Below are 12,155 nucleotides of genomic sequence, written 5' to 3'. Positions count from 1 at the left end.
CTCAGGTTCCTCCAGCCGTACTGACCCATCTCGGGGATCGGAGGCTGCCGGTCCGCGGCGTCCGTACCGGGAAGTCCCGCGGTGCGGCCCGCGCCGATGGCCGTGAAGGATTGGCACATGCCTCGTCCGCCCCAACCCCTGCTCGACTACGACTCCGTCGTGGTCACGGCACTGAGGATCATCGATGCGGAGGGGCTGGACGCCTTCAGCCTGCCGCGGCTGGCGCGCGAGATGAACGTGCGCGCGCCGTCGCTGTACCACCACTTCCAGGACAAGGCGGCGATCCTGCGAGCGGTCGCGCGGTCGATCGTGCTGGAGACGCCGCGACCGAGAGAACGCTCGGCCGCGACCTGGATGGAGTTCTTCGTCGAGCAGAGCCTGAACTTCCGCCGGACGGTGCTGCGGCACGCCAATGCGGCTCCTGTCCTGCTCCAGTTCCTGCCCCGCGACGTGTTCACCGAGGTCTATGACGCCTACGCCGCGTTCCTGACCGAGATCGGGATCCCCCTGCACCTCCAGGTACTGATCATGGATGGGATGGACAAGCTCACCCTGGGCGCGGCGCTCACCGAGGCGATCAAGCCTCCGTCCGACCGTGGCGAGGTGTTCCCGCACGTGCATCCAGACCAGGAGCCCGTCCTCTACCGAGCGGTCATCGCGAACGAGCACAGCCCTGAGGAGCTGTGGGCCGAGGCTATCCGGGCGTTCCTGCGTGGGATCGTCGACGAGAACCGGCGGCCGTTGCCGGCAGGCGGACCGGTCGGGGGCTGACGGACCCATTCCCGAGGGATTGGCCCGCGGGAACGGCCCGAGGGAACGGCCCGAGGGAACGGTCAGCCTCCCGTCACCGGGCCGGGATATCGGTTCCGGGCCGGGTGCCACCTCGGCGCTCCCCGGTCAGGTGCCGGGCGTGGCACCGAAGACGGTCGCGCTGACCAGTGGTGCCGCCGGGCCGCCGACCAGCAGCGAGACACCGGCCCCGGTGACCGGGTTCGGCGAACCGCCGCGCAGCTGCCGGACCGCCTCCAGGGCGAGGTTGATGCCGTGGACGAACCCCTCAGCGAGGTTTCCGCCGGCTGTGTTGATCGGCAGCCCGCCGCCGTCGACGATCAGGTTGTCGAGATGGAGCGCCTTCACGGCGGCCGGACCGGGCTCACACAGGCCAAAGTCGATCATCGAGGCGACCGCGGGACCGGTGAAGTTCTCGTAGAGCTGGACGACCTCGACGTCGTCGGGGCCGATGCCCGCGGCGGCCCAGAGCCGCTCGACCATCGCGGGATGAAAACCGGCGCTGGTGTAGGCGGTCTCGTTCTCCAGCGACTCCGACCAGCCCCGGCCGCTGCCCTGAACCCCGGCGAGGATGTAGGCGGGCCGGCCGCGGTAGCGCTCGACGTGCTCGGCCGGGACGACGAGCAGCGCGGCGGCGCCATCGTTCTCCCGCGAGCAGTCGAACAGCCGCAGCGGCGAGGACACCCAGCGGGAGTCGGAGTACGTCCCGGCCGTGAGCGGCTGGCCGTGCGCGATCGCTCTGGGGTTGCGCTGCGCGTGGTGGTAGCCGGCCAGCGCGACGGCCGCCATCGCCTCGGCCGGAACACCGTCGACCTCGAGCATCCGCTGGGTTCGCAGCGCGCAGATCTGCGCGGCGGTGAACAGCCCGTGCGCCGTGTACAGCGGGCCGAGGTGGTGCTGCACGTAGGAGCCCCGGCCGTCGTCGGCCTGGGTGAGCGAGCGGTAGACCGCGACGCACTCCGCCTGGCCGCTGGCCACCGCCGCGGCGGCCGCGTTGACGGCGGCCGCGACCCCGCCGCCTCCCCCGCCGAACACCAGCTGCGAGAACCGGATCTCCTCGACGCCGAGGTTCGCGCCGAGGCGCAGCCCCTCGTTCGAGTCATGGGCGTAGGACGAGAACCCGTCCACCGCCGTTGGGGACACGCCGGCGTCCTCGCAGGCCCGCATGACGGCCATCGCGGCCAGCTGCATGCCCGAATACGGGCTGGTGCCGCGCCGGTAGAACTCCGTCTCGCCGACGCCGACGACCGCGGCGGCGCCGCGGAACCCACGCTCGCGTTCAGTGGGCACGGTCGTCTCCCTCCGTCCGCGCCTCGTCGGCCCGGTCGCGCAGCCGCCACCGAAGGATCCTGCGGTCTTGGTCGCCGTAGGAGACGAACACCCCGTCGACGGCCTGTCCGATCGCCGGGTCGGCCTCGCCAGGGGTCGGTTCCAGCAGGGCGGCCACGCGGACGTCGCCGGCGTGCGGCAGTTCGACGAGGGCGACCACGAACGGCACCCGACCGACCATCGACGCCTCGAAGGGCTGCACCGTCCGGGTCCAGGAGTACACGAAGCCCTCGGCGGCGACGGGCTGGAACACCAGCTCGAAGCCACGGCAGCTCGGGCACAGGTGGCGGGGACCCCAGATCCAGGTCTGGCAGGTGACGCAACGCTGGACCCGCAGCTCGCCGCGGTTCATGGCCTCCCAGTGCTCCGCCTCGACACGGGGGTACTCCTCGGCGAGGAAGACCGGCTCCGGCAGCCGCGCCGGCACGTTGCGGGCCTCGCGGACCCGCCAGGAGCCCTCGTACGCGACCCAGCGAAGGCGTACCTCGCGAGTGTCCGCGCCCCCGCCGACGCAGCGCAGCCGTGTCTCGACGAAGGCCCCCGCGCCGGCGCGGACCTCCGTGACCTCCGCCTGGACCAGCGGGGCGGGCAGGTCGAGCGAACCGAGGATCTGCTGCCAGCGGTCCGGCAACAGATCGGCCAGCACGGCGCCACGGTCAGCGGCCAGCAGTGCGCGTGCGTGTCGCCGCGCCCGCTGTCTCACCTCGTCTAGGTCGGCTGCCGTCGCTCTACTCGTCACCTCGGCGCCGCCCCGCAGGGTCGGCCCACCTACCGTCGACAGGTATCGGGGACCGGCTTCCGGGCCGGGTGATGAGGTCATCGGCCAGTGGCCGGCGGTGGGAAGTTCTCCAGCGCGGCGGCCTTCCAGGCCCCGTCACGCAGCTCCCAGATCGACCGCAGTCCGATCCGCCCCGTGGGGGTGTCGTAGACCGTTTCCCCCACGCACGTCTCACCCTCGGACCCGATTTCCATGATCGTATACGCGTCCACCTTGCGGGGAACCGTGACGCCTTCGAAGATCCGCGGCAGGTTGACCATGTCGGCGAGGACGGCCTCGAGGTCACCCGCGAGGACGAGCTCGACATGCCGTCGGTAGAGCGCCTCGAATTCCGTGGGATGCGTCGGCATCGGTCCTGACCTCCTCGCGTCGGGTCGGCTGTGACCTTTAGGTAACGCGGTCACGCGAAGAGGTGCTCCATGTCCTGCGTGAGGTTGATCGTCTTGAGCTCGTAGTAGGCCTGCAACGCCTCGGGGCCGGTATCGCGCCCGACGCCCGAGCACTTCACCCCGCCGAACGGTGCCTCTGTGTTGTAGGTGAAGGAGTTGACGCTGAAGGTCCCGGTCCGGACCCGGCGTGCCACGTCCGCGGCCCGCTGGGGGTCGGTGGTGAACACCGCCCCGTGCAGGCCGTAGTCCGAGTCGTTGGCGATGGCCACCGCCTCGTCGACCGTGTCGTAGGGAAGCACCACGACGACCGGCCCGAAGATCTCCTCGCGGGCGATGCGCATCGCGTTGTCCGCGTTCGTGAAGACCGTCGGCTGGACGTAGCAGCCGTGCTCCAGGCCCGCGGGTACCCCGCCGCCGGTCGCCACGGTGGCTCCCGCGGACCTCCCGTTCTCGATGTAGGACAGCACACGGTGCTGGTGGCGTCGGGACACCAGCGGCCCCATCGTGGTGGACGGGTCGAACGGGTTTCCGACGACGAAGGACTCGGCCGTCGCGACGAGCGCGCCGACGATCTCGTCGAGGCGGCTGCGAGGGACGAGCACCCGGCTGTAGGACGCGCACACCTGCCCGGTGTTGAAGAAGGACCCGATCGCCAGCCCGACCATCGTCGTCGCAATGTCCGCGTCGTCGAGCACGATCGCCGCGGACTTTCCCCCCAGCTCCAGCGTCAGCCGCTTGAAGCTCGCGCCGCACTCCGTCGCGATCTCCCGGCCCGCCATCGTGGAGCCGGTGAAACTGACCTTGTCGACCTCCTGGTGCGCGACGAGGGCCCGGCCCGTGTCGCGGTCGCCCGTGAGGTAGTTGAACACCCCGGCCGGAACTCCGGCCTCGACCAGCGCCTCCGCGATGAAGAACCCGTCCAGCGGCGTCTCCTCGGCCGGTTTGTAGACCACGCTGCAGCCGGCCAGCAGAGCAGGAACGATCTTCGAGATCGCCATGTTGAACGGGCCGTTCCACGGCGCGATCGACGCGACGACACCGACCGGTTCCTTCACCACGGCCGCCGGGCCATACACCGTATTCCGCACCTCGCTCCGCGGGTCCTTCTTCGCGACGTCGAGGAAGTACCTGCCCGTGGCGAGAGCGCCAGGAATCTGCACTCGCGCGATCGAGGTCGGCAGGCCCATCTCCGACGTCACCAGTCGGCCGATCTCGTCGAGATTCGACTCCAGAAGAGTCATCGCCGCGTCGAGCACCTCGGCGCGTTCCTCGACCGACCTCGTCCGCCAGGTCCCCTCGTCGAACGAGCGCCGGGCCGCCATCGCCGCGGCGTTGATCTCATTCACGGTGGCGTCGGGTGCCTCGCCGATCACCTGGCCCGTCGACGGCGACGTCACCGGAATACGACTCGACGATTTCGACGTGCGCCACTCACCATCGATCAGCAGCCGATCACGGGTGATCACTTTTCGTCCCTCTCCAAAGAAGCGTGCGAGGCGTGTGCTGACGGCGCCGTATTGTGTGCCCGCTTCGAGCCCTCCACGGGCACACCGTCCAGCCCGCCGGGGACCCGCCGGGGAACGCGAGTAGCGGGCGGCCTTCACGCCTACCTCGCGGTCACCGTCCACCCACCGGACTATCGTCGACGAGCGATACCCTACAACTATTAGGCTTGACGTGTCCAGCGTCACGTCGAGGGCGCGCACATGTCAGGAGCGGAGCTGAGACCAGCCCGTCGGACCGCTCGCCGCGAGTGACGGCCACCCCGCCCGACCTCCGGGGATGAGGTGTACAGTCGCCGCCGCCTCACGATCACCGGCGACGGCCAAAGGACGGCCAGCGCCAATTGACACACGACGACGCACCGGCTTCGAGCCCGTCCGGAGCAGGTTTTGACGTGGCCAAAAGGAGACCTTTCATGTTCTTACGCAGTCGATCGTTGGCGCGAACGGCCACGTTGGTCGCCGCCGCCAGCAGCCTGGCCGTGCTGAGTGCCTGCGACGGCCCAGGAGGCGCCGGTGCGCGCTCGGCCGCGTCGTCGTGCACGGCGCCAGGGGTAACCAGGACAGAGGTAAAGGCCGGGCTTCTGTTCAGCGACAGCGGGGCCGGCCAGTCCGCTTTCGGGGCGTACCGCGGCGGGGTGGACGCCCGCCTTGGAATCGCCAACGCCGCCGGCGGGATCGACGGCCGCACAATCGTGTACAGCTGGCGCGACGACTCCTCCGACCCGGCGCAGAACCTCGTCGGGGCGCAGAACCTGGTTCAGGCGGACGGAGTTCTCGGCCTCATCGAGGGAACCACCGTGGCCGCCGGCTCCGCGCAGTATCTGGACGGCGAGGATATTCCGGTCGTCGGGGTCGGCGGGGAGATCGCCTGGACCGAGCACGCCAATATGTTCGCGTGGAGCTACTACACCACCAGGACTGGTTCCAACAGCGTCTGGGGGGACTTCATCCGCAGCCAGGGCGGTACGCGCGCCGTGCTCATCAACTCGGCCGCGGGGGACGCCACCCAGAACTTCCACCGCCAGCTCTCGGAAAGCCTCGAGTCGGCCGGCGTTCACATTGACCAGACCTTCGACGTCACGGCTGGAATGACGAACTTCGATTCCCTGGCCCAGCGCATGAAGGCCGCGCACATCGACACGCTCACGGGCTCCGTCTTCCCGGACGCGCTCGCGCGGATTCTGCCGGCCGCACGCGCGGCGGGGGTCAACCTCAAGGTCGTACTGGCCCCGTTGGGCTACGACCCGACGCTTCTCACGTTGATCGGCCCGGCCCTCGCGCACACGGTCATGTACCTCGACTTCGTGCCGTTCGAGCTGAACACCGCCGCGCACAGCCAGCTGGTCTCCGCGATGGAGACCTACGCGCCCCAGGTCCAGCCCCCGGCGCAGGAGAGCGCCGCGTTCGGCTGGCTGTCCGCGGACATGTTCCTGCGCGGCCTGCAGGCCGCCGGTCCATGCCCCACCCGCGAGTCCTTCATCCGTGGTCTGCGCGCGGTTCGTGACTACGACGGAGGCGGACTTCTTCCGCATTCGGTCGACTTCGCCGTCAACCGTGGCCAGCTCAGCAGCTGCTGGGACTTCGTGCGCGTCAGCGACGACGGCAGCCGGTTCATCCCGCTGCAGCCCGTCGCCCGCTGCGGGAACCCCCTCACCTAGCGCGGTCTCGGGCGCTCGCGTCGACGGCGGCCGCAGGCCGAGCCAGCTCGCCGGCCGGGAGCGGGCTCTCACCGGTCGCGGTAGGTCGCGGGCCGTTTCTCCAGGAACGCCCCCACCGCCTCCCGGTGGTCCTCGGTCATCCCGGCGAGGGCCTGGGTCCGGTCCTCCAGCGCCACCGCGGCCCGCAGACCACCGACCTCCTGGTTCGCCCACAGCAGCTCCTTGGTCTGCCAGACCCCGAACGGGCTGAGCTCCACGATCGCGCTGGCCCGCTCCAGCGCCGCGTCGAGGAGCTCCTCGTCCGGGACGACAGCGCTGACCAGCCCGATCCGCTCGGCCTGCGCGGCGTCCAGCGATCCGCCGGTCAGCAGGAGGTCGGCGGCTCGGGCGAACCCGATGGCGCGGGGCAGCAGCCAGCTCACGCCGATGTCGCACCCGGACAGGCCGCGCCGGATGAAGGACGCGTGGAAGGACGCCGACCGCGCGGCCAGCCTGAGGTCACACAGCAGCGAGATCGACAGCCCGGCCCCGGCCGCCGGGCCGTTGACGGCGGCGATGATCGGAGCCCGCACCCGGCGGAAGTCCTCGACCAGCTCGGACACATGCCGCTGTCCCCGCAGCCCGGACTGGGGCCCGCCTTCACCGTGCTCCGGCGAGCCGGGCAGGTCGCCATAGCCGTTCAGGTCCAGGCCCGCGCAGAAGGCCCGGCCGGCGCCCGTGAGCACCACCGCGCGCACCCGGGCGTCGTCCTGAATCCCGCGCAGCACGTCCCGAAGCCGCTGGATCAGCTCCGCGGTGATGGCGTTGAGCACCTCAGGACGGTTGAGCCGGATCAGCCTGATGCCGGGCCGCGGTTCCTCGATCTCGATCACGGTGTCAGCCATCGCCCTGGTTCCTTCCGCCCGCCGATCCCGTGACAGCCCTCAACGCAGCAGGTCCCGGCTGATGATCTCCTTCATGATCTCGTTCGTGCCGCCGTAGATCCGCTGCACCCGGGCATCCATGAACGCGCGGGCGATCGGGTACTCGGTCATGTAGCCATAGCCACCGTGCAGCTGGACGCCGGCATCGATGACCTTCCACTGCACGTCGGTGGCCCACCATTTCGCCTTCGCCGCGTCCACCGCGGACAACGCCCCGGCGTTGAGCTGGCGGACGCAGCGGTCGAGATAGGCCCGCGTCACCTCGACCTGCGTACGCAGCTCGGCCAGGGTGAAACCGACGGTCTGGAACTCGGCGACGGCCTTGCCGAACGCCCGCCGCTGCCGTACGTACTCCACCGTCCAGCGCAGCGACGCCTCCGCCGAGCACTGCGCCGCGACCGCGATTCCTAGCCGTTCGCGTGGGAGGTTCTCCATCAGCGACCGCAGGCCCGCGCCGGCACTGCCCAACAGGTTGTCCGCGGGCACCTCGACGTCGTGGAAGAACAGCTCGGCGGTGTCCTGCGCGGCCAGTCCCACCTTGTCCAGCTTGCGGCCCCGCTCGAAACCGGGCATGCCGCGTTCGACGACGAAGAGGCTGTAGCCGCCGGCGCCTTCCGCCGGGTCGGTCCTGGCGAACACGATCACCAGATCGGCGGTGATCCCGTTGCTGATGAACGTCTTCGACCCGTTCAGCAGCCAGCGGTCCCCCTTGCGGACCGCCTGGGTGGCGATCCCGCGCAGGTCGCTGCCGGCCTCCGCCTCACTCATCGCGATCGCGCTGATCGTCTCGCCCGACGCGAAGCCCGGCAGCCACCGCGCCTTCTGTTCCTCGGTGGCCTGCGCGAGCAGGTAGCCCAGCACGATGTCGTCGTTGACCGCGAACGCCGACTGCAGGGCCGCCGCCCCCACGTCCGCGATCTCCTCCGACACGACGAAGCGGAAGCGGTAGTCGTTCACGCCCGCCCCGCCGAACCGCTCCGGAACCGCGAGGCCGACCAGTCCGGCGGCCCCCGCCTTCGTCCAGGTGCCGCGGTCGACCTCGCGCCGCAGATCCCAGTCACCGAGGCGCGGCACGACCTCCAGTCGCATGAACTCCCTGGCCGTCGTCCGGTAGGCCTCGTGATCCGCCTCGTAAAGGTCCGTCTCCATGAACGCTCCTGCGCAGGTGGTGAATCTCGCCGCATGACGCGAGCAACCTCGAGGTCGGCGAGGGGATGACTGTGCCGGACCGGTCACGACCGGCCCGGCGTCCGGATGACTCCCGCTACGCGAGCCCGTAGACGGTCTGCGTGACGAGATATGCGTCCAGGCCGTCAGGGCCGAGCTCGCGGCCGAGTCCGCTTGCCTTCACGCCTCCGAAAGGTGCGGCGAGGTCGATGACGTAGTCGTTGAGGCCCACGGTCCCGGTCTCCAGCCGGCTCGCGAGCGCCAGCGCGTCGCCCTCGCCGCCGCCCCAGACGGTCGCGGCCAGGCCGAAGTCCGAGTCGTTCGCGATCGCCACGGCGTCGTCGAGCCCGTCATACGGCAGGACGCACAGCACCGGGCCGAAGATCTCCTCGCGGGCGACCGCGGCGGCGGGCGGAACGTCGGCGAAGACGGCCGGGCGCACGAAGTTGCCCGGACCGGGGACCGGCTGGCCACCGACGACGAGCCGCGCGTCACGCCGACCGGACGCGATGTGTCCCAGCACCCGGTCGCGTTGGGCCGCGCTGGCCAGGGGTCCGATCTGGGTCTTCGGGTCGAGCGGGTGGCCGATCGCGTAGCCGGCGACGACGTCGCTCACCCGGTCGACGACCTCGGCGTAGCGTGCCCGCGGAGCGAGGATGCGGGTACTGGCGTGGCAGGTCTGGCCCGAGTTCGGCAGGCATACGTCCAGCAGCTTCCTGGTGAGGACATCGAGGTCCAGGTCCTCGGTCAGGATCGCGGCGGACTTGCCGCCTAGCTCGAGCGTGACCGGGCGCAGCAGCTCGCCACAGGTCCTGGCGATCGCCCGGCCGGCCGCCGTCGACCCGGTGAACGCGACCTTGTCGATCCCGGGATGACCCACGAGGTACGCGCTGACCTCGCGGTCGGCCGCCACGACGTTGAGCACCCCCGGCGGCAGTCCCGCCGCCAGCGCGGCCTCGGCGTAGACCCGGGCGTCCAGCGGCGTCTCGGGCGCGGTCTTGAGCACGACGGCGCACCCGGCCGCGAGTGCCGGGGCGAGCTTCATCGCCGCCAGCGACTGTGGATAGTTCCACGGGACGACAGCGGCGACGACGCCGACGGCCTTGCGCTCCACCGCCGACCTGCCGCCGGACAGGGCGGGTCGGAGCTCCTGGAACGCCAGGTCGCCGATCAGGCCCGCGTAGTAACGGAAGATCGCCGCTGGCGCGTAACCGTTGGCGAGAATCGACAACGAGATCGGCATGCCGTTCTCGCGGGACACCAGCTCGGACGTCGCCCGCGCATGGTCCTTCAGATAGTGGGCCATCGCCGTCAGCCGTTCGGCGCGTTCGGACGGGCTCGTCGCGGACCAGGCGGGACGGGCAGTGCACGCCGCCTGGACCGCGCGGTCGACGTCCGCGCGCCCGCCGAGCCGGACCGCGGCGATGACCTCGTCCGTGGCGGCGTCACGGACGACCCGTTCGTCCCCTGCTCCGATCGCCCACCTCCCGTCGACGAACAGGTCCTCGCCGTGGGTCATCCCAGCCTCCGTTTTCCAGTCAGAGCACACGGCTCGGCCGCCGGACGCGCGGCGTGGCTATCAGGGCGACCAGCGCGTCCGCGGTCAGGAGACGAGCCGGCCCAGCTCACGACGGAAGACCTGATTGGCCAGCTCGTTTCGTCCGAGCAGCATGCCGCCCGCGTCCGCGCTTTCCAGTCCGGCCTGCGAGCTGCGCAGCAGCGGGAAGTCCTCGGCGTGAAGAACATCCAGCAGGATCTGCCAGTTCTTGTCCCAGAGCTTCGTCCATGTCTCCTCGGACATGCCGCTCGCCGCCACCGGCGGCACCAGCAGTCGCATCTCCATGCGGCTGCGGCCCGGGTCCTTCGGGTGCGGACGGAACGTCAGGAGCTCGAAATGGTCGGGCTGGCGCAGCAAAGTGCTGTTGGGCAGCAGAAAATGCGTCTCGGTGACGTGCGGGGCAAGGCTGGTCCCATTTGGGTCCTCATCGAGCCAGCGGTCGATGGACTTTCGTGGCGCGATGAACCGACAGTGCCGGCCGAAGTCCTCCGCCGCCATCACGTTCGTGTGGATGTGCCTCGCTGCGGTATTCGCGTGGGCGTACTGGATGTGATAACCGTCCAGGAAGGCGTCCTGCATGATCTTCCAGTTGACCGGCTCGTCGAACCCCTCGGCACGGTAGCAGACAAGATCCGGCAGGCCATAGCCGCCAAGAATCTCGTCCATGGGAGAGCCGAGCCAGGCCGCGACGTCGATCTGCTGGGTAGCGTCGTCGACCAGCCAGACGAAGCCGTGGCGCTCCTCGCAGGGCAGCTCCACGAGGCCGTAGTGCGCGCGGTCCACCTCGCCGAACGTCGCGTCTCGCGTGATCGCCCGCAGGGAGCCGTCCGTGCCGTAGGCCCACCTGTGGTATCCACAGGAGAACACTCGGCAACTACCCTTCTCCTGCTCTTCCAGCAATGCCCCGCGGTGCCGACACAGATTCACGAAGGCCTTCACCACGCCGTCGGCCTGCCTGACCACGATGACTTTGTTGCGTGGCATCTGCAGCGTGACAAAGTCACCGGCACGCGCCACCTCGGAGCCGTGCGCGACGATCGAGGGAACTCTGCCGAACACCAGGTTCCGCTCACGCACGGCAAGCTGCGGGTCCGTGTACTCGACGGCGTCGAATGGTGTCACAACGTCGAACTCGTCGGTCGAACCGTTGCGCAGATGCTCCAACGCCCGCCCGATCCGGGTCTCCCGCGGCGCCGTCAGCTGGGTCATGCCCGCCTCCCTGGTCCCGAAGGCCCGCAATGTTCACCACCCGGGCGTTCGATCCTCAGCCTAACACTTTTAGGTTGAAGCGACAGACCCAGCCGAAACCACGCCGGGAGGGACCGTCAACAATGCCGCCGGACTATGACGCCGGTCACACCCGGACACGCCAGCCGAGATGCGGCGCGCGCCCGTAGTGGCGGAGTACTGCCATAATCTGGGCATGTCCCGTCAGTCCGCGCCCTCTCTGACCCGCCAGGCGATCGTCAGGACTGCGTTGGCGATGGTGGAACGGGACGGCTACGCGGCGTTCACGATGCCCCGGCTCGGCGACGAGCTTGGGGTGCGGACGGCGTCGCTCTACCATCACTTCCGCGACCGCGCGGACATTCTGACCGAGATCGCCCGGACCATCGTCCTGGAAACCGACCTGCCACGTATCGCGCCGGCCGCTCACTGGACCGAGTACTTCGTGACACTGGCCGTCAACTTCCGGCGCACGATCCTGCGCCATCGCAACGCCGCTCCGATCCTCCTGCAGTTCCTGCCCCGCGACGTCCTCACGCCGCTCTACGAAACGGCCGCGCAGGTGCTGGACCAGGCTGACGAACTGGCGCCGTCCAGCCGCATCCTCGTCCTCGACGGAATGGACCGGATCGGGCTGGGTTCCGCGTTGCTCGAGGCGGCGGCCTCCCCCGAGGCCGACGGACCGTTCCCGAACGCGTCCGCCGAGTCCCAGCCGACGCTGACCGCGGCGCTCAGGCACAACGCGCTGGACGCGGAGCAGCTCTTCGTCGAGTCGATCCGCGCCTTCCTCGCCGGCGTGCTCGCGAGCCAGGAAGCACGCGGCGGCTGACAC

Annotated in this window: 11 protein-coding genes; 3 read left to right on the top strand and 8 right to left on the bottom strand. The window is 70.0% G+C overall.

Annotation, left to right across the window (positions count from 1 at the left end; translation table 11 throughout):
- The first annotated feature begins 117 nt into the window (after positions 1–117).
- Positions 118–771, top strand: coding sequence for a TetR family transcriptional regulator (locus tag I6A60_RS19375; protein ID WP_203014227.1), 654 nt, complete (start codon positions 118–120; stop codon positions 769–771).
- A gap of 126 nt (positions 772–897) precedes the next feature.
- Here the strand turns inward: I6A60_RS19375 and I6A60_RS19370 are convergent, their stop codons facing one another.
- The 4 genes from I6A60_RS19370 to I6A60_RS19355 form a co-directional block, all read right to left on the bottom strand.
- A complete protein-coding gene (locus I6A60_RS19370; protein ID WP_203014224.1) occupies positions 898–2,079 on the bottom strand; it encodes a transporter in 1,182 nt (393 codons plus the stop codon).
- On the bottom strand, positions 2,069–2,764 hold the full coding sequence (locus I6A60_RS19365; protein WP_203014221.1) for a Zn-ribbon domain-containing OB-fold protein: 696 nt from the start codon (positions 2,762–2,764) through the stop codon (positions 2,069–2,071). Before I6A60_RS19365 ends, I6A60_RS19370 begins: the two co-directional genes overlap by 11 nt.
- A gap of 170 nt (positions 2,765–2,934) precedes the next feature.
- The gene (locus I6A60_RS19360; RefSeq protein WP_203014218.1) at positions 2,935–3,246 is read right to left on the bottom strand and encodes a hypothetical protein; all 312 of its coding nucleotides are present in this window, start codon (positions 3,244–3,246) and stop codon (positions 2,935–2,937) included.
- A gap of 50 nt (positions 3,247–3,296) precedes the next feature.
- Positions 3,297–4,751: an aldehyde dehydrogenase gene (locus I6A60_RS19355; RefSeq protein WP_203014215.1), complete on the bottom strand. Its 1,455-nt coding sequence runs from the start codon at positions 4,749–4,751 to the stop codon at positions 3,297–3,299.
- Between the two features lie 452 nt (positions 4,752–5,203).
- Between I6A60_RS19355 and I6A60_RS19350 the strand changes: the two genes are divergently transcribed.
- A complete protein-coding gene (locus tag I6A60_RS19350) occupies positions 5,204–6,448 on the top strand; it encodes an ABC transporter substrate-binding protein (protein WP_203014213.1) in 1,245 nt (414 codons plus the stop codon).
- 68 nt (positions 6,449–6,516) lie between these two features.
- On the opposite strand, the gene I6A60_RS19345 is transcribed toward I6A60_RS19350, so the two are convergent.
- The 4 genes from I6A60_RS19345 to I6A60_RS19330 form a co-directional block, all read right to left on the bottom strand.
- On the bottom strand, positions 6,517–7,332 hold the full coding sequence (locus tag I6A60_RS19345) for an enoyl-CoA hydratase/isomerase family protein (RefSeq protein ID WP_203014210.1): 816 nt from the start codon (positions 7,330–7,332) through the stop codon (positions 6,517–6,519).
- A gap of 39 nt (positions 7,333–7,371) precedes the next feature.
- Complete coding sequence (locus I6A60_RS19340; protein ID WP_203014208.1) at positions 7,372–8,520, bottom strand: acyl-CoA dehydrogenase family protein; 1,149 nt, start codon at positions 8,518–8,520, stop codon at positions 7,372–7,374.
- 115 nt (positions 8,521–8,635) lie between these two features.
- Positions 8,636–10,057 (bottom strand): aldehyde dehydrogenase family protein, encoded by a 1,422-nt coding sequence (locus I6A60_RS19335; RefSeq protein WP_203014205.1) that lies wholly within the window; start codon positions 10,055–10,057, stop codon positions 8,636–8,638.
- Positions 10,058–10,141: 84 nt separating this feature from the next.
- A complete protein-coding gene (locus I6A60_RS19330; RefSeq protein WP_203014202.1) occupies positions 10,142–11,305 on the bottom strand; it encodes an aromatic ring-hydroxylating dioxygenase subunit alpha in 1,164 nt (387 codons plus the stop codon).
- Positions 11,306–11,519: 214 nt separating this feature from the next.
- On the opposite strand from I6A60_RS19330, the gene I6A60_RS19325 reads away from it, so the two are divergent.
- Positions 11,520–12,152, top strand: coding sequence for a TetR/AcrR family transcriptional regulator (locus I6A60_RS19325; RefSeq protein ID WP_203014199.1), 633 nt, complete (start codon positions 11,520–11,522; stop codon positions 12,150–12,152).
- The last annotated feature ends 3 nt before the right edge of the window (positions 12,153–12,155 follow it).

The organism is Frankia sp. AgB1.9 (assembly GCF_016786355.1).
In the GTDB taxonomy this organism is placed as follows: Bacteria; Actinomycetota; Actinomycetes; order Frankiales; family Frankiaceae; genus Pseudofrankia.
The sequence above is the reverse complement of the archived record's forward strand: the minus strand, read 5'-3'. Positions and strand labels throughout refer to the sequence as shown.